Genomic DNA, 20,476 nt, shown 5'->3' with positions numbered 1-20,476 from the left:
AAGATGCAACGACGCGCCGCACTGGCCCTGGCCCTGCTGGCCACCCCCTTCGCGCTGCAGGCGGCCGAACCGGTCAAGATCGGCTTCCTCGTCAAGCAGGCCGAAGAGCCCTGGTTCCAGGACGAATGGCGCTATGCCGAGCAGGCCGCCAAGGACAAGGGCTTCACCCTCGTGAAGATCGGCATCCCCAACGGCGAAAAGATGATGGCTGCCATCGACAACCTGGCGGCGCAGAAGGCCGTCGGCTTCGTCATCTGCGCACCCGACGTGAAGCTCGGCGTGGCCGTCAACCGCGCCGCCAAGCGCCACAACCTCAAGGTCATGTCAGTGGACGACCAACTCGTCGACGGCGCCGGCAAGCCCATCGCCGACATTCCCCACATGGGCATTTCGGGCTACGAGATCGGCAAGCAGGTCGGCCAGGGGCTGCTGGCTGAGATGAAGGCACGCGGCTGGAAGCTGGACGAGGTGGGCGTGCTGCGCGTGGCCTTCGACCAGTTGCCCACGGCGCGCGATCGCACCATGGGCGCGGTGGATGCGTTGAAGGCTGCCGGCGTGCCGGCCGCCAACGTGGTCGACGCGCCCCAGGCCAAGACCGACACGGAGAGCGCCTTCAACGCCGCCAACATCGCCTTCACGAAGAACGCCAAGTTCAAGCGCTGGGTTGCCTTCGGCCTGAACGACGAAGCGGCCCTGGGCGCCGTACGCGCTGCGGAAGGCCGTGGCATCAAGCAGGACGCGATGCTGGCCATCGGCATCGGCGGCAGCCAGACGGCGCTCAACGAGTTCACCAAGCCCACGCCCACGGCCTTCTACGGCACGGTGCTGATCAGCCCCAAGCGCCATGGTTACGAGACCGCGACGGCTGTCTTCGAATGGGCCACGGCCGGCAAGACGCCGCCCCCGGTCACGCTGACCAGCGGCATCCTGATGACCCGTCAAAACCAAGCTGAACTCCGAAAGCAGATGGGCCTCTGACATGGCTTCCCTGCAGTTCGACAACATCAGCAAGGTCTTCCCCGGCGTCAAGGCGCTGAACGGGGTGAGCTTCGAGGCGCGGCCGGGCCAGGTCATGGGCCTGCTCGGCGAGAACGGCGCCGGCAAGAGCACGCTGCTGAAGATCCTCGGCGGGCAGTACAAGCCCGATGGTGGCCGGCTGCTGATCGATGATCAGGAGCGCCACTTCACTTCGGCTGGCGACGCCATCGCCGCCGGCGTGGCCATCATCCACCAGGAGCTGCAGTACGTGGCCGAGTTGACGGTGGCCGAGAACGTGCTGCTCGGCCGCCTGCCGACACGCCTGGGCCTCGTCGACCACAAGGCCGCGCGCCGGCTGGTGGCCGAACAACTGGCAGCCATCGGCGTGGATCTGGACCCGGCCTCGCGCCTGTCGGAGCTGTCCATCGCCCAGCGCCAGATGGTGGAGATCTGCAAGGCCGTCATGCAGGACGCCAAGGTCATCGCCTTCGACGAGCCCACCAGCAGCCTGTCGCACCGCGAGACCGAAATCCTGTTCCGGCTGGTGAAACGGCTGCGCGCCGAAGGGCGCACGCTGATCTACATCTCGCACCGCCTCGAAGAGCTGTACGAGCTGTGCGACGCCTGCACCATCTTCCGTGATGGCCGCAAGATCGTCACGCACGAGGTCATGGCCGAGGTGCCGCGTGAGCGCCTGATCGCCGACATGGTCGGCCGCGAGCTGCAGGATATCTACGACTACCGCAGCCGCCAGCAGGGCCCGATGCGGCTTGAAGCGCGCGGCCTGCAAAGCGACCGCCTGCCCACGCCACTGAGCTTTGCCGTGAGAGCCGGCGAGGTGTTGGGCTTCTTCGGCCTGGTCGGCGCCGGCCGCAGCGAGCTGATGCGCCTGCTCTATGGCGCCGACGCACGCCGCGGCGGTGAGGTGCTGCTCGACGGCCAGCCGGTGCAGGCCCACAGCCCGGCGGACGCCATCGCCGCGGGCATCGTCCTCTGCCCCGAGGACCGTAAGGAACAGGGCATCCTGTCGCACAGCTCAGTCGCCGAGAACATCAATATCAGCTGCCGCCGCCATGGCCTGGCGGGGGGCATCTTCCTGCGCCACGGCCAGGAGGCGCAGCGCGCTGACGACTTCATCAAGAAGCTGCGCATCAAGACGCCGAGCCGCGAGCAGGAGATCCGCCTGCTGTCCGGCGGCAACCAACAGAAGGTCATCCTCGCGCGCTGGCTGGCCGAACCAGGGCTGAAGGTGCTCATCCTCGACGAGCCGACCCGCGGCATCGATGTGGGTGCCAAGAACGAGATCTACAAGATCATCCACGACGTGGCGGCCTCGGGCTGCTGCGTCATCGTCATCTCCAGCGAGCTGCCCGAAGTGCTGGGCATCACCGACCGCCTCATCGTCATGCGCGACGGCCGCATCAGCGGCGAACTGGACCGCGCCAACGCCAGCGAGACCGCCGCACTTGCCCTGGCCTTGCCTGACGGAGCGCCCGCCGCACCACTGCATTGATCATGAACACGACCACTCTCACGCCCCGCCCCGCCATGTCCTCGACGTCCCGCGCCCTGCTCAAGGAACACAGCATGACGCTGGGCTACGGCCTGCTCTTCGTCGTGCTGGCCTTCACCGTCGAGAACTTCTTCTCCAGCGCCAACATCGTCGGCCTGCTGCTGTCGGTCGCCCAGATCGGCATGGTGGCCTGCACCATGATGCTGTGCCTGGCCTCGCGGGACTTCGACCTCTCGGTGGGCTCAACCATCGCCTTCGCCGGCGTGCTCGGCGCCATGGTGCTGGAGCGCACCGGCAGCGTCGGCCTGGCCATCGGCGGCGGGCTGCTGGCCGGCGCGCTGATCGGCGCGGGCAATGGCGTGCTGATCGCCTATCTGCGCGTCAACGCGTTGATCGCCACGCTGGCCACCATGCTGATGGTGCGGGGCCTGGCCTTCATCGCGTCCAAGGGCCAGGCCGTGGGCATCGCCGACGAAGGCTTCATCAGCTTCGGCGACACGAGCTTCCTGAGCCTGCCGCTGCCGATCTGGATGACGGGCTTCAGCTTCCTCATCTTCGGCGTGCTGCTCAATCACACCGTCTTCGGCCGCAACACGCTGGCCATCGGCGGCAACCCCGAGGCGGCACGCCTGGCGGGTGTGCGCGTGGAACGGCTGCGCGTGTGGATCTTCCTGCTGCAGGGCGTCGTCACGGCGCTGGCAGGCCTGATCCTGTCGGCACGCATCACCAGCGGCCAGCCCAACGCGGCCACGGGCTTCGAACTGGACGTCATCTCGGCCTGCGTGCTGGGCGGCGTGTCACTGCAGGGCGGCAAGGCGCGCATCTTCGGCGTCGTCATCGGCGTGCTCATCATGGGCACAGTCGAGAATGTCATGAACCTGCTCAACGTCGACGCGTTCTATCAATACCTCGTGCGTGGCCTCATCCTGCTGGCCGCCGTCCTTCTCGACCAACTGAAGACCCGAGGCGAACGCCGTGGCTGATATGGAGCCCCTCGCCCAAGGATTACCTTGGTCGGTCCCCCGCGGGGACGGCGATGCTTGCGGCATTGAGCCGCAAGCACATCGCCAGCGCGGGCCGGCTAGGGAGCGGCCCGTCGCTCGGCCCGCAAATACGACGAACCGTGGGGCGTTTGCCACGATGGAAAGCTGAGATGAGTTCACGTCTGCAAGGCAAGGTCGCGCTGGTGACCGGTTCCACCCAGGGCATCGGCAAGGCCATCGCCCGGCTCTTTGTCGCCGAGGGCGCCAGAGTCATCCTCAACGGGCTGGCAGCCGACGAGGCGCTGGGCGCGGCGTTGGTGCAGGAGCTGGGCGATGACAACGCCATGTTCATCGCCACCGACATCGCCGATGAAGCCGCCGTGCGCGCGATGGCTGCGCGCGGCGTCGAGCGCTTCGGCACGATCAACGTGCTCATCAACAACGCCGGCATGGACGTCTTCGCCGAGCCGCTGGCGATGACGACGGCGCAGTGGCAACGCTGCTTCGCCGTCGACCTCGACGGCGCGATGCACTGCAGCCGTGCCGTGCTGCCCGGCATGCTGGAGAGCGGCGGCGGCAGCATCGTCAACGTCGCCTCGGTGCACGGCCACCGCATCATCCCCAACGCCTTCCCCTATCCCGTCGCCAAACATGCACTGATCGGCATGACCAAGGCGCTAGGCATCCAATACGCCGCGCACAACATCCGCGTCAACTCCATTTCGCCGGGGCTGATCCTGTCCGAGCGTGTCGTCGAGTGGCTGGCCAACTCACCCGAGGACGCCAAACGGCAGGTCGAGCTGCTGCCGCCCAAGCGCGTCGGCGAGCCCATCGAGGTTGCCTACACTGCGCTCTTCCTCGCCAGCGACGAAGCCCGCTTCATCAACGCAACCGACATCCTCATCGATGGGGGCCGGTCGCAGCTCTATCACGAATGACTGACCCGCGCTCGGATCGCTTTGTCCGCTCCCACCTGAAGACCCGCCAGCTCGTGCTGCTGGTGGAACTCGGTCGGCACGGCTCGATCCTGCATGCCGCCCAGGCCGCCAACCTGACGCAGCCGGCGGCATCCAAGCTGCTGGCCGATCTCGAGCACGCTCTGGGCGTCAAGCTCTTCGAGCGCCTGCCGCGCGGTGTGGCGCCAACCTGGTACGGTGAGGTCATGATCCGGCGCGCCGGCGCGGCCCTGGCCGAGCTGGACGCCGGCCATCAGGAGCTCATGGAACTGCTGTCGGGCCTGTCGGGCCGCGTGGCGGTCGGTTCCGTGCTGACGCCCTCGACGACGCTGCTGCCGGCCGCCATCACGCAGCTCAAGGCGCGCCAGCCGCGGGTGCATGTCGCCATCTCGGTGGACACCAGCAAGCTGCTCATCCAGCACCTGCAGAACGGTGAGCTCGACCTCGTCATCGGCCGGGTGCTGGACAGCGAGTCGGCCGCCCAGCTCAGCTTCGAACCGCTCACCGACGAGCCGCATTGCCTGGTCGTGCGCGCCGGCCACCCGCTGTCCGACCGTCGCGACCTCAGCCTGCCCGAGCTGGCCCGCCAGAGCTGGATCCTGCCGCCCGGCGGCAGCATCCTGCGCGACCGCCTGACCGCCCTGTTCCTGTCCGCCGGCCTGGACCAGCCCCAGCAGACCGTCGAGACCCTGTCCCTGCCCGTCATCACCAGCCTGCTCGGCCAGTCCGACATGTTGTCGGCCCTGCCCGAAGAGCTGGTCAAGCCCTATCTGGAGGCGGGTTTGTTGGCTGTGCTCAACTTCGACCTCGGCCTGCGCATGGACGCGTATGGCATCGTCACCCGCCGCGGCCATCAGCTGTCGCCGGGGGCGGAGCTGATGCTGAACTGCCTGCGCGAGGAAGCCGCGCGGCGCGGCCTGCACACCTGACGCGGCAGCGGCTATCCTGCCCAGTCGGACACTCAGGAAGCCCAGCACCGTGACCTTCTCCTGCGACGTCGCCATCATCGGCGCCGGCACTGCCGGCATGGCTGCCTACCGCGCCGCGCGCGCCCACACCGACCGGGTGCTGCTGATCGAGGCCGCCCACTACGGCACCACCTGCGCGCGTGTCGGCTGCATGCCCAGCAAGCTGCTGATCGCTGCGGCCGAAGCAGCCCAGGCCGTGCGCGAGGCGCATCGCTTCGGCGTGCAGGCCGAGGCGCCGCGCATTGACGGCCGGGCCGTCATGCAGCGGGTGCGGGACGAGCGCGATCGTTTCGTCGGTTTCGTGCTCGAGACGGTGCATGGCTGGCCGGAATCCACGCGGCTTTTCGGCCGGGCGCGCTTCCTCGCCCAAGGCGTGCTGGACGTCGATGGCCAGCGCGTCGAGGCCCGAACCATCGTCATCGCAACCGGCTCCCGGCCCTTCGTGCCGGCGGGCTGGCGCGAACGCCTGGGAGCCAGGCTGATCGTCAATGACGATGTCTTCGACTGGGTCGACCTGCCGAAGTCGATCGCTGTCGTCGGCGCCGGCGTCATCGGCCTGGAACTGGCCCTGGCCCTGCACAAGCTCGGTGTGCGCGTGCGCCTGTTCGCTCGCGGCGATCGCGTCGGGCCGTTGACCGATCCCGAATTGCAGCCGCTGGCCCAGAAGCTGTTTGCCGAAGACCTGCCACTGACGTTGAGCGCCGCGCTGGACCCGACGCCGGACGGCGACCAGGTGCTCGTCGGTGGCGAGCGCTTCGATGCCCTGCTCTGCACTGCAGGCCGCCAGGCCAATCTCGACGGCCTGGGGCTGGAGACCCTGAACCTGCCACGCGATGCCCAAGGCCACCCGCTGATCGACCGCCACACCAGCCAGTGGGGCGGCATGCCGGTCTTCATCGCCGGCGACGTCACCAACGATCGGCCGTTATTGCATGAAGCGTCGGACGCCGGCCGCATCGCCGGCGACAACGCAGCACGCTGGCCCGATGTGCACAGTCGCCCGCGCCGAGCACCGCTGGCGATCGTCTTCAGCGAGCCTCAGATTGCCATCGCGGGGGCGAGTCACTCGGAGCTGGTCGCCACGGGCCGCGACTTTGACGTCGGCCGCGTCAGCTTTGCCGACCAGGGCCGCAGCCGCGTCATGCTCGTCAACCGCGGCGGCCTGCATGTCTATGCGGAGCGCGGCACGGGCCGGTTGCTGGGCGCCGAGATGATCGGCCCTGCCGCGGAGCACCTTGGCCACCTGCTGGCCTGGAGCGTGCAGCGCGGCGACACGGTGCAGCAGATGCTGGACTGCCCCTTCTATCACCCGGTCGTGGAGGAAGGCCTGCGCACGGCGCTGCGCCAGCTGCACAGCGATCTCCACCTGCCTGCGCCGCCCATCGAGAACTGCATGGACTGCGATACCGAGGCCGAGGTCGGCGGCTGACGACGCTAGGATCACAGGATGAAGAAGTTCGCTACCTGGAACGTCAATTCCCTCGCCGTCCGCCTGCCGCAGGTGCTGGACTGGCTGGCTGCCCACCCCGTCGATGCGCTGGTGCTGCAAGAGACCAAGCTCACCGATGACAAATTCCCGACCATGGAGATCGGCGAGGCCGGCTACCAAGTGCAGTGGTTCGGCCAGAAAACCTACAACGGCGTCGCGCTGATCAGCCGTGAACGCGCGGATGACGTCGTCAAGAACATCACCGGCTTTGCCGACGAGCAGGCCCGGGTCATCGCCGGCACCGTGGGCGGTGTGCGCGTCATCGGCGGCTACTTCCCGAACGGCCAGGCGCCCGACAGCGACAAGTTCACCTACAAGATGAACTGGCTGACCGGCCTGCGCGGCTGGTTGATCGAAGAAATGAAGCAGCACCCCGAGCTGGTGCTGATGGGCGACTTCAACATCGCGCCCGAGGACCGCGACGTCTACGACCCCGTCGCATGGGCTGGCCAGATCCACTGCACGCCGCAGGAGCGCGAGCACTTCCAGCAGCTCATAGCCCTGGGGCTGACCGACGCCTTCCGGCTTTTCGAGCAGCCTCCCAAGAGCTGGAGCTGGTGGGACTACCGCAACATGGCCTTCCGCAAGAACCAGGGCCTGCGCATCGACCACATTCTCGTCAGCGAGGCTTTGAAGCCCCGCGTGACGGCCTGCGAGATCGACAAGCTGCCGCGCAAGAACGAGCGGCCGAGCGACCATGCGCCGGTCATCGTCACCCTCGACGACTGACCTCGGATAGCGCGCCGGCGACGCGGGCTACCTCTTCGCGAGGACCCAGGCCACCAGCGCATTGGCGTGTCCGTGGCCCATCTCGTGCTCGGCCTTCAACAGGTTGACCAGCTCCATGTGCTTCAACGGCCCGGCCCGGGTGATGACCTGTTCCCAGTGCGCGATGGGCTGGCCGTATTTCTTCTCGATGGAGGGGAAATAGGAGGCGGGGCCCTTGACCTTGTTGTCTTGCGTTGCCATATCGATACCCTTCAAGTTTGACTGACGCCCGGCGATCGGCCGGCATCTGCTGCATGACGAATCGGAGCAGCGAGTTTCGACAAACCGCGAATCGCAAACCGGTCATTTCAAAGGCGAGTGACATGCACAACAGGCATCTGGCAGGCAAGGTGGCCCTGGTGGCCGGCGCCACGCGCGGCGCAGGCCGTGGCATCGCGGTGGCCCTGGGCGAGGCCGGTGCGACGGTCTATTGCACCGGGCGCAGCACGCAGGCGGCCCGCTCGGAGATGGATCGACCCGAAACCATCGAGGAGACGGCAGCTCTCGTCGATGCTGCGGGCGGCCGTGGCATCGCGGTAAAGGTCGATCATCTGGTGGCCGACGAAGTGCGCGATCTGGTCGCTCGCATCGAACGTGAACAGGGGGCACTGCACGTTCTGGTCAACGACATCTTCGGCGCGAGCAAGATCGAATGGGGCAAGACCGTCTGGGAGTCGGATCTCGAATTCGGCCTGCACAGCCTGCGCCTGGCCATCGACACTCATGCCATCACCAGCCACTTCGCGATCCCGCTGCTGCTGAAGGCGCCGGGCGGCCTGGCGGTGGAGATCAATGACGGCACCGAGGAATACAACGGCACGCGCTACCGCAATTCCTTCTTCTACGACCTTGCCAAGGCGGCCGTGCTGCGCATGGGCTTTGCACTGGGCCATGAGCTGAAGTCGCACGGTGCCACGGGTTTGTCGCTGACGCCGGGCTGGCTGCGCTCCGAGGCCATGCTGGAGGCCTTTGGCGTGCGCGAGGACAACTGGCGCGACGCCATCGACCGCGTGCCGGGCTTCGCGATTGCCGAAAGCCCGGCCTTCGTCGGGCGGGCCGTCGTGGCGCTCGCGACCGACCCCGACGTCGCGCGCTGGAACGGCCAGTCGCTGTCCAGCGGCCAGCTGGCCCGCATCTACGGCTTCACCGACCTGGACGGCAGCCAGCCTGACGCCTGGCGCCACATGCTCGACAGCGAGGCGGGCGACGTCGACGTGGCGGCCTATCGTTAGATCGCGTCCAGATTTGCCTGGAAGCGTTCGAAGAAGCGCCCGATGTGCACGCCGTCGCACAGTGCATGGTGCACATCGACGGCGACCGGCATCAGCAGCCGGCCGTTCGTCTCGGTGAAGCGGCCGAAGGCCACCTTGGGCCGGTCGTCGCCTTGACCGCGCGCGTGGGTGAACGCAGTGAACCCCAGCCAGGGCAGCGCGGTCATGTGGACCAGCGTTTCCTCGCGCACGTCGCCGGGCTCATCGGCGGCGAAAAGGTCGCCACTGGCACGGCGCACGCGCTCGATGCCGGGTTTGGCGCGGGCGGCAAAGCCGGCGAGCGAAGGTTCGCGTGGCAGCGTCAGGAAGCCAAAACTTCCGTCGTCGCGCAGCACCGTCGTGCTGGCATGGATGACGCCGAACTCGCGCACGCCCCGGCCGCCGTCGGTCAGGGTCTGGCGCATCGCATCGATGCCATTGGCGGCCTCCAGCGCAGCGTGGTGGTAGGCCAGCCAGGGCGTGGCGCCGTGAGCAGCGGCGCGCTCGCGCAGGCCGGTCACGTCGACCGGCGCGGTGATGCTGAAGGCCGGCTGGGCCATGGTGCGGAAGTGCGCCAGCGCGGCGCGGCGCGGCCAGGCGTCGAGAGGGATGTCGCGGTCTTGCATACGGACCGCATGCTCGCACGAAGGCACATGCGTGAACGTGGACAAAAAAGGAGCCCGGTCTGCCGAAGCAGGCGGGCTCGAAGGAGTTGAAGGGTGGTTGCGCGTCAGCCGCTCAGCTCGCCGCCTTGCATCGGCCGCACGCCGAAGTCATAGAGGGCCCGCTGGAGTTCCTCGGCGCGATCTTCGCCAAGGTCGGCAAAGAGGCGGCTGTTGGGCGTGCTGCGGATCTGGCCGATCTGGTTGTAGCCCAGCGTCTTGGCGCATGCCAGGGTGCGCGACGTCAGTGGCAGGCAATCGAGCGGCGCCTGATCGGCGAGGCTCAAAAGCCGGGCATAGGTTTCGGGGGAAATGGACACGGTGCCTGTGCTGCGGCAAGGGTGGGGGGCCGGGGCCGTATGCAGCGGCATCAGGAATGCGAGAGATGCGGAGCTCGTTGGCTGGAGCTGGTCATCTGCGCAATCTATCGCCGCATGCATTGGGCAAGAACCCGTCGATCAGGTCAGCCTCCAAGCTTGGGCAGACCGAGAAGTTCGCAGATCAGGTCGATGACTTTCATGGGGGGGCTCCTGCAGGGTGGGGGCTAGATGTCGCCTGCCCGCACTTTCCCTGTTTTAACCCCCCTAGAAACCTAGCAAGTCTGCTAGGTTGAAACCGCATTACAGAATGCCGGCCGCCACGCACTTGAGCACGGCCTGGTGCTTGGACGTCACGCCCAGCTTGCGCATCACATTGCCAAGATGGAAGTTCACCGTCTTCTCGCTCATGCCCAGGATGACGCTGACCTCCCAGGCCGTCTTGCCCTGGGCCGTCCAGCTCAGCACGTCCAGCTCGCGCCGGGTCAGCTTGGGCAGATCACCCTTGTTGAGCTTCGCGCCCAGCAGCCGGTCCGCCGCCGTCAGCGCATGCGCAGCCAGCAGCTGCAGGCCCGCAACCATCTGCATCAGCTGCATGCCCGGCTCGGGCAGCGCCTCGTCGCGATCCACGCCGAGCAGGAAGTGCTTGTCACCCGGCAGGTGCAGCTTGACGGCGATTCCCGTCTTGTAGCCGTAGGGTGCCTGCGCTTCCCAGATGTCCCCGGCGTCCGCCGCTACATACGTTTTCTGATCGTAGACGACCGGCACGGCATGGCTCATGAGCTTGGCCATGACGGGATCCCGACGGGCCTCGCCCAGGTCCTTCGCCACCGCGAGATACCCCTCGGGCGTGTTCCCCAGCGACGTGATCTGCACATCGGCGTCCTGCAGGCGCCCACGCATCAGCACGCCGGAGATGATCGGGAAGCCCAGCGCATCCGCCGTCGCGACAAGACGGCGCTCGAAGCTTTCGAAGTCGTCACTCAGGCCGACGTCGATCAGCTGCTGGTAGTTCATTTCGGGCTTACCCATACCTGCCAAGTCTGCCAGCTTGTTCCCCACTGGCCCTGACCAGAGACTGCCCTCCCGTTCGAATCACACGACACAGAGGAGCCGTCCATGCCAACCCTGATCCAGTTGCCCGAAGGCAGCGTCTGCTGGCCGGTGGCCGCGCTGTCCAGCGCCGCCCAGGATGTCCGCCACGCCCGGACCCAGGTGCACCGCGTGCGCCGCGACGAGCACCGCGTCAGCGGCTCGACGCGTTGGGAGCGCTGCTATGCCGACGCCTGCGCCTGGGTGGAATGGGACTGGGTCGAGATCAACGAGGGCACCGTCGCGCAGGCCGATCCGCTCAATGTGCGCTCCAACGTGCTGCTGCTGGACGCCCGCGGCCGCCCGCTGCTGTCGTCGCGTCGACGCGCGACGTTGGCGACGCTGGTGTATCTGCTGCCCTGGCAGGGTCCGGTGCTGGACAAGCTGAGGATGGACGAACCTTCGCGCCGCAAGGCCGTTGCGGAGCAGCGCCTGGCCGCTTGAACACTGGTGACAGCGCGGGGCACCGGCTTTGCGCAGAATCGAGGGCTTCATCGCTTGAAGCCGCCGCCATGAGTTCTCCCTCTCCCGAAGCCGTCCTTTCCCAATGGCAAGCTGACGAGGCCGCGCTGCGCACGCGGCAGCAGGGTGAAACCGGCCTGGCTTCGCGGGCCATGCTGGCTGGCAAGACCGGCCTGCAACAGATGCAGGCCATGCTGGATGGCCTGGCACCCCGGCCACCGATCAGCGAGACGCTGGACTTCCTGCTGATCTCGGTGGAGGACGGAATCGCCGTCTTCCAGGGGCGACCACAGTTCAAGCACTACAACCCGCTCGGCAGCGTGCACGGCGGCTGGTTCGCGACGCTGCTCGATTCCGCCCTGGGCTGCGCGGTGCACACGACCTTGCCGGTGGGCCGCGGCTACACGACGCTGGAGTTCAAGATCAACCTCGTGCGCGCGCTGAGCGACAAGGTGCCCTTCGTACGCGCCATCGGCAAGGTGGTGCACCGCGGCCGCCAGGTGACGACGTCGGAGGCGACGCTGGTCGGCCACGACGGCAAGCTCTACGCCCACGCCAGCACCACCTGCCTGTTGTTCGACCTGCCGAGCTAGACGCGCTCGAGCTTGTGGTGCGGCAGCGGCGGCAGCCGTACCGTGATCGCATCGCCCGGCTTCACGGCACCGCCGGCCAGCACGATGCTCATGATGCCAGCCTTGCGCACGACCTCGCCGTCGGCATCGCGGTCGACGACGGCCTTCAAGAGGCCAGCCTCGAAGTTCTCGATCTGCAGGCAGGGGTTGCGCAGGCCGGTCACCCGCAGCACGACCTCGGTGCCGATGCGCAGCTCGGTGCCGCGCGGCAGCGCGAGCAGGTCGATGCCGCGGGTCGTGAGGTTCTCGCCCATCTGGCCGGGCTGAACGCCGAACCCGCGGGCGGCGAGTTCGTCGAAGAGCTCGCCCTGGATCAGATGGACCTGGCGCAGATTGGGCTGGGTCGGGTCCACGGCCACGCGCGAGCGGTGCTTGACCGTCACGCCGCAATGGGCGTCGCCTTCGACGCCCTGCCCTGCGATGAGGCGCAGCTCGCCTCTCGCGAACTTGGAGAAGCTGTGCGTTGCGCTGGACCAGACGGCCGCAACGGTCGCAACGACCGCCAGCGTCATGCGCGCAGTGCCGCGGCCTCGGAGGCCAACTTGGTGATGCGCGCCCAGTCCTTGGCGTCGACCGCGTCCTGCGGCGTCAGCCAGGAACCGCCGCAGACCTTGACGTTGGGCAGCTTCAGGAACTGCGGCGCCGTCTCCAGCGAGATGCCTCCGGTCGGGCAGAAAGCCACGTCCGGGAAGGGGCCGGCCAGCGACTTCAGCAGGTTGACGCCGCCGACGGCAACGGCCGGGAAAAGCTTCAGGAAGCCAAAGCCGGCGGCATTGGCCTGCATGACCTCGGAGGCCGTCGACACGCCGGGCAGCAGCGGCAGGCCCTGGGCCTGGCAGGCGGCGGCCAGTGCGTCGGTGTAGCCGGGGCTGACGCCGAACTGGCAGCCGGCATTCTTGGCGTTCGTCACGTCGGCCGGGCTGCGCAGCGTGCCGGCGCCGACGATGGCGCCCGGCACCCTGGCCATGGCTTCCATGGCCTGCAGGGCGACGGGGGTGCGCAGCGTCACTTCGAGCACGCGCACGCCGCCAGCAACCAGCGCTTCGGCCAGCGGCACGGCGTCTTCCAGGCGCTGGATGACGATGACGGGGATGACGGGGCCGTGGCTGGCCAGGCTCAGGGTGTCGATCATTTCAATTCTCCATAAGACCGGGGTATTCGGGCCGAGCGCTGGGCCGCTCCCGAGCCGGCCCGCTTGGCGAAGCTTGCGGCTCAATGCCGGAAGCTTTGGCGTCCCCTCGGGGGACCGGCCAGGCTGGCGCGCGTTCAGCGCCGCCAGACTGGACGAGGGGCTGTCTCACTTCACAACCAGGTGCAGGCGCCTTCTTCGGCGCTCAGGACATTGCGGCGCAGGCCGGCAAAGAGTTCGCGGCCTAGGCCGTGGGCATTGACGTCGGCTTCGTCCGGATCGAGCGTCGCCACCTCGCGGGCCGCCCAATCGGCCTCGTCGACCAGGGCGGCCAGCGTGCCGGTCTGCGCGCAAACGCGCACGACGTCGCCATCACGCAGCTTGGCCAGCGGCCCACCGGCCAGGGCCTCGGGGCTGACGTGGATGGCCGCGGGCACCTTGCCCGAGGCACCGCTCATGCGGCCGTCGGTGACCAGCGCCACCTTGAATCCCTTGCCCTGCAGCACGGCCAGCGGCGGCGTCAGCTTGTGCAGCTCGGGCATGCCATTGGCGTGCGGGCCCTGGAAGCGCACGACGACGATGACGTCGCGCTCCAGCTCGCCGTTCTTGAACGCGTTCAGCATGGCTTCCTGCGTCGTGAAGATGCGGCAAGGCGCCTCCACGGTGTGGCGATCTTCGGGCACGGCCGAGACCTTGATGACGGCGCGGCCGAGGTTGCCGGCCAGCAGCTTGAGGCCACCGGTGGCGCTGAAAGGCGCGGCGGCCGTGCGCACGACACCGTCGTCGCCACTGACGGCCGGCAGCGGCTCGCGCACCACCTCGCCGCTCTGGCCCACCGCCCGCGGCACGAAGGCATAGGGGCGCAGGCTGTCGCCGGCGACTGAGATGACGTCCTCGTGCATCAGGCCGGCGTCCATCAGCTCACGGATGACGAAGCCCGGGCCGCCGGCGGCCTGGAACTGGTTCACGTCGGCGCTGCCATTGGGGTAGACGCGCGACAGCAAGGGCACGACGGCGGACAGGTCGGAGAAGTCCGTCCAGTCGATCAGGATGCCGGCCGAACGGGCGACGGCGACCCAGTGGATCAGGTGGTTGGTCGAGCCGCCGGTGGCGAGCAGCGCCGCCATCGCGTTGACGATGCAGCGCTCGTCGACGAGGTGGCCTATAGGCTTGGCGGCCCGGCCCGCCACGCGGCCACTGATGTTGATCGCCGTGGCGACCGCCTCGCGCGTCAGCGCCGTGCGCAGGTCGTCGTGCGGATGCACGAAGGCGCTGCCCGGCGTGTGCAGGCCCATCGCCTCCAGCAGCATCTGGTTGCTGTTGGCGGTGCCGTAGAAGGTGCAGGTGCCGGCGCCGTGATAGGCCGCCTGCTCGCTCTTCAGCAACTCGTCGCGGCCGACCTTGCCCTGGGCGTAGAGCTCGCGCACCTTGGCCTTGTCGCTGTTGGAGATGCCCGAGCTCATCGGCCCGGCGGGCACGAAGACGCAGGGCAGATGGCCGAAGTGCAGTGCGCCGATCAACAGGCCCGGCACGATCTTGTCGCAGATGCCCAGCAGCAGGGCCGCATCGAAGACGTCATGCGTCAGCGCTATTGCCGTGCCCATCGCGATGGTGTCGCGCGAGAACAGGCTCAGCTCCATGCCGGGCAGGCCTTGCGTCACGCCATCGCACATCGCCGGCACGCCGCCCGCGACCTGCACCGTGGCGCCCAGGCGATGGGCCTCGGCTCGGATCTGCTCCGGGTAGCCCTCGTAGGGCTGGTGGGCCGACAGCATGTCGTTGTAGGCCGTGACGACCCCGAGGTGGGGGGCTTTCTCGGCGACGATGCGCAGCTTGTCGTTGGACGGCATAGCCGCCACGGCGTGGGCGACGTTGGCGCAGCCCATGCGCTCGAAACCGCGCTGGCGGCCGCCGAGCTTGGCGATGCGGGCGAGATAGTCGCCACGCAGCTTGGCGCTGCGTTCGCGGATGCGGTCTGTAACTTGAATGAGTGTGTCGTGCATGCGGGTCTCCTGCGGCTCTCGTAACCGGCCCTTGGGAATTTAGGTAACCATATTACTTGCCTCCAGCGCTGCGCGGGTTACGGGCTGGGTACCTGAGAAACGTCGTGCAACTCTCTGGCATGACAAGATGGGGGCGATGGCGTCACAGGCAATCCATATTCCCCATGGCCCGGCGCGCAGCGCCCATCTGTTGCAGCGCACGACCGCCGAATGGCGGGCTAGCGGCGAAGACCTGCTGCTGTTTGCCTATGGCTCGTTGATCTGGCGGCCCGAGTTCGAGTATGCCGACGCGCTGCCGGCGCGGGTGTTGGGCTTTCACCGCGTGCTGCGCATGCGTTCGCGCGTGAACCGCGGCTCGCCCCAGGAGCCGGGCCTGGTGCTGGCGCTGATCTCGGGTGGCAGTTGCCGCGGGCTGGTCTACCGCATCCCGCGCACCGTCGGTGAAGAGGTGTTGCCGCGTTTGTGGGAACGCGAGATGCCCAACGGCGTCTACGAGCCGCGCTGGCTGAACTGCGACACCGGCGCGGGCCGGCTGCGCGCCCTGGCGTTCACGCTGTCGCGCCAGAGCCCGAACTGGACCGGGCCTTTGCATGAGCCGGAGCTGCTGCACATCTTTCAACACGCCAGCGGCCGCTACGGCACGACGCTGGACTATCTGCTGCGCACCGTTCAGGGTTTGCGCGAACATGGGATCCGCGACGCGGAACTGGAGCGCCAGGCCCACCTGGCGGCGCAGCACGGGCTGTGCGCCCCGCTTTGATCAGCCCCTGAGCCGCGCGAGATCTTCCTCGGTGTCGACGTCGACATGCACGCCGGGGTCGTCGACGGGAATGGGTTGCGCCGCGTAGCGAGCCACGATGCGCCGCGCGCCCTCATCGCCCTGCAGGGCCACCAGCTCCGAGTAGAGCTCAGTGCCAAAGCCGACCGGATGGCCCTGGATGCCGCGGTACTGGGCATAGCAGACGGGGTAGCGCTCCAGCCCCTCGGCCACGGCCATGATGGTGGTCGGCTGCACAAGCGGCATGTCGGCCGGCAGGATGAGCCAGCCGTCGGCATCACCCGTGGCGCTGACGCCGGCGACGATGGAATGCCCCATGCCGATGGGCTGAGGCCGGCCGTGGGTATCGCGCTCAGGCAGCGTCACGACGTCGCGCGCCGCGATGAGCTTGTGCACGGCCGGCGCCAGGGCTGCCGTCGTCACAACGACAACCGGAAGCTGCGTCGCGATGGCATGGCGCAAGGTGCGCGCCAGCAAGGTATCTCCACCGGGCGTTCCCGCCAGGTGCTGTTCCAGCTTGTGGCCCGAGCCGCGGAAGCGCGAGCCGCGACCCGCGGCCAGCACAACGACGACGGGGCGTCGCTTTGTCATTTGCTATTCGTCCTTCAAAACCCACTTACCTAGCGCCGGTCTGAGCCGTTTGCTGCAGTGCCACAAGCATGCCGAGTGAGGCTTCGCTTGAAACTGGGGCGTTCACTTAAGGGAAGGTCTGCATACGTAGGGAGGTCGTCAGGCCTGGCGTTGGGCCCGCGCCGGGGCGAGTTGCGGGGTGAGGCAAGGCGCCTGCGAGGCGTGTGGCGGGCCTACACAACGAGCGGGTAACGACGAATCACCCCGCAACTCGCCCCGGCCCTCCGGGTTGGAGCTGCAAAGGGCTCAGTCGTTGTTGCAAGTGCTCGCGACGCCACCGGCATCGCTGCGCCTTGCGCCTAGACTGAGCCCTTTGCAGCACCAACGCGGGCCTAACGCCAGGCCTGATGACCTCCCGCCATGAGCAAGTTGAGCGACTTCCGAAAGAGCTACGAACTAGGGGAGCTGGATGAGGTGCAAGCTGCGGATGGACCGCTGGCGCTCTTCAACCGCTGGATGGATGAGGCCATCGCCCACGATATGTCCGAGCCGACCGCGATGACGGTGGCCACGGTCGGTGCCAACCACCGGCCGTCGACCCGCGTCGTGCTGCTCAAGGGCTGCGATGCACGCGGCATGGTCTGGTTCACCAACTACGAAAGCCGTAAAGGTGAAGAGTTAGCAGGCAACCCTTACGCGGCCTTGCAATTCCACTGGGTGGAGATGGAACGCGTCGTGCGCATCGAGGGGCGCGTCGAGAAGACCTCGGCCCAGGAATCGGACGACTACTTCAAGAGCCGGCCGCTGGATTCGCGCCTTGGGGCCTGGGCTTCACCACAGAGTCGGGTCATCAGTTCACGTGCTGTGCTGGTGGCCAACGCCGCCAAGGCGGCCGTTCAGCAGGGCCTGAACCCGGACCGGCCGCCGCATTGGGGCGGCTACCGCCTCGTGCCGGACCGTTTTGAGTTCTGGCAGGGGCGCCGTTCCCGGCTGCACGACCGGCTGGTCTTCAGCCTGGATGCCGACCGCTGGGTGCGCGAACGGCTGGCGCCCTAATTGACGGCGTTGCCGTCCTCGACGCGGTAGTACAGGCCGTAAGGGTCGTCGTTGAGCACGGCCAGCACACCCTCAACGACGACGGGTTCCAGCGTGTAACGCACCGGCTTCTTGGTGCGCACCTCGACCAGTCCCTCGGGCCCGGCCGGTACGCAAAAGGAGCAGGTCGTGGGCACCGACGACAGCAGGAAGTGCTGCTGCTTGTCGCCCGCCTCCAGCGGCATCATGAAGCCCTGCACCTTGATGGTCTTGCGGTCCAGCGCCTGCACGGCCGCGGGGAAGGTCGGCACGATCTTCTTTTTCTCGGCCTTGGCGGTGACTTGGGACAGCAAATGCCAGGACACGATGTCGGCGCGCTCCTCCAGCGGCTTGAAGGGGCTGCGTGGGTCGTGATAGCCAGGCCCCTGCCCCATGCCCGGCGGCGTTTGGGCGAACGCAGCAGCAGCGGCAAGACAGACGGCGAGAAGGGGCTTGAACTTCATGATGGCGGGATTGTCGGGGTTCAGCGCGGAGCTTGCAGCAGGGTTGTGACATCCAGCCGATAGGCCCGCCATGCGGGCCAGGCAGCGGCCAGCAGCGCCAGGGCGCCGGCAAGCAGCGGCACCAGCCATTCGGCTTCGCTCATGCCGAGCTGGCCCAGGCGAAGCGACTGTCGCTCGGCGAGCAGACGCTCCAGCAGCGCAACAAGGCCGTGCCCAGCCACCAGCCCCAGCACGGCGGCGAGGCCGGCGAGCAGCAAGGCCTCCAGCGCGATCAGCGCGGCGACACGCGAGGCCGGCGCGCCCAGCATGCGCAGCATCGCAAGATCGCCCTGGCGTGCCCGCACCGCATGCAGCAACGCGACCCAGACCGACAGCCCCGCCGCCGCGAGCAGCACGATGCCAAAGCCCCGCAGCACTTCGGTGCCGGCACCCACCAGGCGCATCAGTCGGGCTGTTTCCAGCGCCGGCGCGGCGGATTGCAGGCCGTCCTGCGCATTGACCCAGCGCGGCAGCATGACGGCGGCCAGCGGGCTGCGGTAGCGCACGAGGGCGAGCGTGATCTCCTTCCTTTCGCTCTCCTCGTCGTGTGAGACGGCGTGGTCTTCGTGCACCTCCCACACCGATGCCAGATCGGTCAGCACGAGGCGGTCCAGCACGCTGCCGGATTCGGCCAGCACGCCGACGACCTCGAACTGATGTTCGCCATGCGCGCCGCCACCCTCGGCCAAGCCGTGGCTGCCGGCGAAACGGTCACCGGGCTTCAGCCCGCTCGTGCGCGCGACTTCGGCGCCGAGAACGGCCTGCATCGGTTTCGTCCAGAGCGCGCCCTGCCCCATTTGGCCGCCATAGAGATCGATGTACGCCGGCGTCGTGCCAGCGATGCGGTAGCCGCGGAAGGAGTCGCCCAGCGACAGCGGCACAGCCTGGGCGACGAGGGGCTGCTGCTTCAACAGCTCCAGCGTCGCCAACGGGATATTGCCGGTCGGCGCGTCGAGGTGGAAGACACCGGCCAGCATGATCTGCATGGGGCTGCCCTTGGCGCCGACGACGAGGTCTATGCTGGCGAGGTCGCGCTTCAGCCCCGCCTCGACCTGGGCACTGGCGCGCAGCACGAAGGTCACGGCGGCGAGGCCGAGCGTCAGCAGCAGCAGGTTCAGCGCTGTCGTCAACGGGCTGGACCACAGGTATCGCCACGCGAGGCGGATCACAAGACCACCTCGCTGACGTCATCCCGCTCTGCCAGCGCTTCGACGACACGCGCGTCATGGCTGGCGATGACCAGCGTGCAGCCCTCGCGCTCGGCCGCATCGAGCAGCAGGGCCAGCATGTGCAGGGTGTGCTCATCGTCCAGGTTGGCGCTGGGTTCATCGGCCAGCAGCAGGCGCGGACGGCGCATCAGTGCGCGCGCGAGCGCCACGCGCTGGGCCTGGCCAACGCTGAGCTGGTGCGGCCGGCGATTCGCCAGCTCAGCAATGTCCAGCGCCTCCATCAGCTCGGCCGCGCGCTCCGGGTCGGCGCCCTGCCCTGCGGCCAGCGCCGGCAACGCCAGGTTCTCGGCCACAGTCAGCGCCTCGCTCAAATGCAGGCGCTGGGGCACGACGCCCAACGTGGCTCCACGCCAGGCGTCCAGCGCGCGCGGGCTCAGCGTCTGCAGCTCGGTTTGCGCAACGTTCAGTTCGCCCTGTTGCACGCGCAGCAGGCCCGCCAACAGGGCCAGCAAGGTCGACTTGCCCGAGCCCGAGGCGCCACGCAGCAGCAGATGCCGGCCCGCGGCGAGCGCGAAGTCGGCATAAGCGAGCTCGGCGCCGCCGGCGTAGCGATGGCGCAGGCCGCCCCAGGCCAGCATCACTTGACCAGGCGCTTGAAGCTGGCCAGGAACTTGTCCACCTTGCCGGCAACGACAAAGGCGCAATAGCCCTGCTCGGGGTTGCGGGCGTAGTAGTGCTGGTGATAGGCCTCGGCCGAGTGGTAATTGGTCTCAGGTAACAGTTCGGTGACGGCGCGGCCGGCGTGATGGTCGTTGACCTCCTTCAGCACCTCGGCCGCGAGCTGGCGCTGCGCCTCGGTATGCCAGTAGATGCCCGAGCGGTATTGCGTGCCGACGTCGGCACCCTGGCGGTTCAGCGTCGTCGGGTCGTGGATGGTGAAGAACACCTCCAGCAGTTCGCGCAGCGAGACCTCGGCGGGATCGAAGTCGATGCGCACGACCTCGGCATAGCCGGTGTTGCCGCCGCAGACGGCCTCGTAGGTCGGCTTGGGTCCCTGGCCATTGCTATAGCCGTTCTCGACGCGGTGCACGCCGCGCACGCGCTCGTAGACGGCCTCCAGGCACCAGAAGCAGCCGCCGGCCAGGGTGATGCGTTCGAGATTCGTAGCAGACATGGAATG

24 protein-coding genes are annotated in these 20,476 nt (G+C 67.9%); 12 read left to right on the top strand and 12 right to left on the bottom strand.

Features of this window, described 5'->3' with window-relative positions; genetic code table 11:
- Window positions 1–3 precede the first annotated feature (3 nt).
- The 7 genes from ASC91_RS22880 (at window position 4) to xth (ending at window position 7,616) form a co-directional block, all read left to right on the top strand.
- Entirely contained in the window at window positions 4–978 is a 975-nt protein-coding gene (locus ASC91_RS22880) for an arabinose ABC transporter substrate-binding protein (RefSeq protein WP_056202562.1), read from the top strand.
- Between the two features lies 1 nt (window position 979).
- Window positions 980–2,491, top strand: a complete 1,512-nt coding sequence (araG, locus tag ASC91_RS22875) for an L-arabinose ABC transporter ATP-binding protein AraG (protein WP_056202410.1) — start codon at window positions 980–982, stop codon at window positions 2,489–2,491.
- A 2-nt stretch (window positions 2,492–2,493) separates the two neighbouring features.
- The gene (gene araH / locus ASC91_RS22870) at window positions 2,494–3,474 is read left to right on the top strand and encodes an L-arabinose ABC transporter permease AraH (RefSeq protein WP_056202407.1); all 981 of its coding nucleotides are present in this window, start codon (window positions 2,494–2,496) and stop codon (window positions 3,472–3,474) included.
- Between the two features lie 170 nt (window positions 3,475–3,644).
- Window positions 3,645–4,412 carry an SDR family oxidoreductase gene (locus ASC91_RS22865; RefSeq protein WP_056202404.1) on the top strand — a complete coding sequence of 256 codons (768 nt, stop codon included), beginning with the start codon at window positions 3,645–3,647 and terminating at the stop codon, window positions 4,410–4,412.
- Window positions 4,409–5,359 (top strand): LysR family transcriptional regulator, encoded by a 951-nt coding sequence (locus tag ASC91_RS22860; protein WP_056202403.1) that lies wholly within the window; start codon window positions 4,409–4,411, stop codon window positions 5,357–5,359. The genes ASC91_RS22865 and ASC91_RS22860 overlap by 4 nt, the downstream gene beginning before the upstream one ends.
- A 49-nt stretch (window positions 5,360–5,408) precedes the next feature.
- The gene (locus ASC91_RS22855) at window positions 5,409–6,827 is read left to right on the top strand and encodes a dihydrolipoyl dehydrogenase (RefSeq protein ID WP_235532064.1); all 1,419 of its coding nucleotides are present in this window, start codon (window positions 5,409–5,411) and stop codon (window positions 6,825–6,827) included.
- An 18-nt stretch (window positions 6,828–6,845) separates the two neighbouring features.
- Window positions 6,846–7,616 carry an exodeoxyribonuclease III gene (xth, locus tag ASC91_RS22850; RefSeq protein WP_056202400.1) on the top strand — a complete coding sequence of 257 codons (771 nt, stop codon included), beginning with the start codon at window positions 6,846–6,848 and terminating at the stop codon, window positions 7,614–7,616.
- 27 nt (window positions 7,617–7,643) lie between these two features.
- On the opposite strand, the gene ASC91_RS22845 is transcribed toward xth, so the two are convergent.
- A complete protein-coding gene (locus tag ASC91_RS22845) occupies window positions 7,644–7,856 on the bottom strand; it encodes a DUF4287 domain-containing protein (RefSeq protein WP_056202397.1) in 213 nt (70 codons plus the stop codon).
- Window positions 7,857–7,978: 122 nt separating this feature from the next.
- Here ASC91_RS22845 and ASC91_RS22840 point away from each other — a divergent pair, with 122 nt between their 5' ends.
- Complete coding sequence (locus ASC91_RS22840; protein WP_056202394.1) at window positions 7,979–8,887, top strand: SDR family oxidoreductase; 909 nt, start codon at window positions 7,979–7,981, stop codon at window positions 8,885–8,887.
- Here ASC91_RS22840 and ASC91_RS22835 read toward each other — a convergent pair.
- The 3 genes from ASC91_RS22835 to ASC91_RS30800 form a co-directional block, all read right to left on the bottom strand.
- Window positions 8,884–9,531 (bottom strand): CatA-like O-acetyltransferase, encoded by a 648-nt coding sequence (locus ASC91_RS22835; RefSeq protein ID WP_056202393.1) that lies wholly within the window; start codon window positions 9,529–9,531, stop codon window positions 8,884–8,886. The genes ASC91_RS22840 and ASC91_RS22835 overlap by 4 nt on opposite strands.
- Before the next feature lie 104 nt (window positions 9,532–9,635).
- Window positions 9,636–9,887, bottom strand: coding sequence for a hypothetical protein (locus ASC91_RS22830; protein ID WP_157281978.1), 252 nt, complete (start codon window positions 9,885–9,887; stop codon window positions 9,636–9,638).
- A gap of 300 nt (window positions 9,888–10,187) precedes the next feature.
- Window positions 10,188–10,916, bottom strand: a complete 729-nt coding sequence (locus ASC91_RS30800) for a helix-turn-helix transcriptional regulator (protein ID WP_082532931.1) — start codon at window positions 10,914–10,916, stop codon at window positions 10,188–10,190.
- An 87-nt stretch (window positions 10,917–11,003) separates the two neighbouring features.
- Between ASC91_RS30800 and ASC91_RS22820 the strand changes: the two genes are divergently transcribed.
- Together ASC91_RS22820 and ASC91_RS22815 are read left to right on the top strand one after the other, a co-directional pair.
- Window positions 11,004–11,420, top strand: coding sequence for a DUF4902 domain-containing protein (locus ASC91_RS22820; protein WP_056202384.1), 417 nt, complete (start codon window positions 11,004–11,006; stop codon window positions 11,418–11,420).
- 68 nt (window positions 11,421–11,488) lie between these two features.
- Window positions 11,489–12,031: a PaaI family thioesterase gene (locus ASC91_RS22815; protein ID WP_056202381.1), complete on the top strand. Its 543-nt coding sequence runs from the start codon at window positions 11,489–11,491 to the stop codon at window positions 12,029–12,031.
- Here the strand turns inward: ASC91_RS22815 and ASC91_RS22810 are convergent.
- From ASC91_RS22810 to edd, 3 genes are all read right to left on the bottom strand, one after another.
- Window positions 12,028–12,582, bottom strand: a complete 555-nt coding sequence (locus tag ASC91_RS22810) for an MOSC domain-containing protein (RefSeq protein WP_056202377.1) — start codon at window positions 12,580–12,582, stop codon at window positions 12,028–12,030. The two genes, ASC91_RS22815 and ASC91_RS22810, sit on opposite strands and share 4 nt — an antisense overlap.
- Window positions 12,579–13,202 (bottom strand): bifunctional 4-hydroxy-2-oxoglutarate aldolase/2-dehydro-3-deoxy-phosphogluconate aldolase, encoded by a 624-nt coding sequence (eda, locus tag ASC91_RS22805; RefSeq protein WP_200955318.1) that lies wholly within the window; start codon window positions 13,200–13,202, stop codon window positions 12,579–12,581. The genes ASC91_RS22810 and eda overlap by 4 nt, the downstream gene beginning before the upstream one ends.
- Window positions 13,203–13,372: 170 nt before the next feature.
- On the bottom strand, window positions 13,373–15,202 hold the full coding sequence (edd, locus tag ASC91_RS22800) for a phosphogluconate dehydratase (protein WP_056202374.1): 1,830 nt from the start codon (window positions 15,200–15,202) through the stop codon (window positions 13,373–13,375).
- A 136-nt stretch (window positions 15,203–15,338) separates the two neighbouring features.
- On the opposite strand from edd, the gene ASC91_RS22795 reads away from it, so the two are divergent.
- The gene (locus ASC91_RS22795; RefSeq protein ID WP_157281976.1) at window positions 15,339–15,962 is read left to right on the top strand and encodes a gamma-glutamylcyclotransferase; all 624 of its coding nucleotides are present in this window, start codon (window positions 15,339–15,341) and stop codon (window positions 15,960–15,962) included.
- Here the strand turns inward: ASC91_RS22795 and ASC91_RS22790 are convergent, their stop codons facing one another.
- Window positions 15,963–16,571 (bottom strand): NTP transferase domain-containing protein, encoded by a 609-nt coding sequence (locus ASC91_RS22790; RefSeq protein ID WP_056202371.1) that lies wholly within the window; start codon window positions 16,569–16,571, stop codon window positions 15,963–15,965.
- Between the two features lie 399 nt (window positions 16,572–16,970).
- Here ASC91_RS22790 and pdxH point away from each other — a divergent pair, with 399 nt between their 5' ends.
- The gene (pdxH, locus tag ASC91_RS22785) at window positions 16,971–17,606 is read left to right on the top strand and encodes a pyridoxamine 5'-phosphate oxidase (protein WP_056202368.1); all 636 of its coding nucleotides are present in this window, start codon (window positions 16,971–16,973) and stop codon (window positions 17,604–17,606) included.
- On the opposite strand, the gene ASC91_RS22780 is transcribed toward pdxH, so the two are convergent.
- The 4 genes from ASC91_RS22780 to msrA are packed head-to-tail and all read right to left on the bottom strand — an operon-like array spanning window position 17,603 to window position 20,470.
- Entirely contained in the window at window positions 17,603–18,088 is a 486-nt protein-coding gene (locus ASC91_RS22780) for a DUF3299 domain-containing protein (RefSeq protein WP_056202365.1), read from the bottom strand. The genes pdxH and ASC91_RS22780 overlap by 4 nt on opposite strands.
- Window positions 18,089–18,108: 20 nt before the next feature.
- Window positions 18,109–19,296: an FtsX-like permease family protein gene (locus tag ASC91_RS22775; protein WP_056202362.1), complete on the bottom strand. Its 1,188-nt coding sequence runs from the start codon at window positions 19,294–19,296 to the stop codon at window positions 18,109–18,111.
- Entirely contained in the window at window positions 19,293–19,934 is a 642-nt protein-coding gene (locus ASC91_RS22770) for an ABC transporter ATP-binding protein (protein ID WP_056202358.1), read from the bottom strand. Before ASC91_RS22770 ends, ASC91_RS22775 begins: the two co-directional genes overlap by 4 nt.
- Window positions 19,934–20,470, bottom strand: a complete 537-nt coding sequence (gene msrA, locus ASC91_RS22765) for a peptide-methionine (S)-S-oxide reductase MsrA (protein ID WP_056202354.1) — start codon at window positions 20,468–20,470, stop codon at window positions 19,934–19,936. Before msrA ends, ASC91_RS22770 begins: the two co-directional genes overlap by 1 nt.
- Between the last annotated feature and the right edge of the window lie 6 nt (window positions 20,471–20,476).

The organism is Pelomonas sp. Root1237, from assembly GCF_001425055.1.
Classification (GTDB): Bacteria; Pseudomonadota; Gammaproteobacteria; order Burkholderiales; family Burkholderiaceae_C; genus Pelomonas.
Note: the sequence above shows the minus strand (reverse complement) of the source record. Positions and strands in the feature narration are given on the sequence as shown.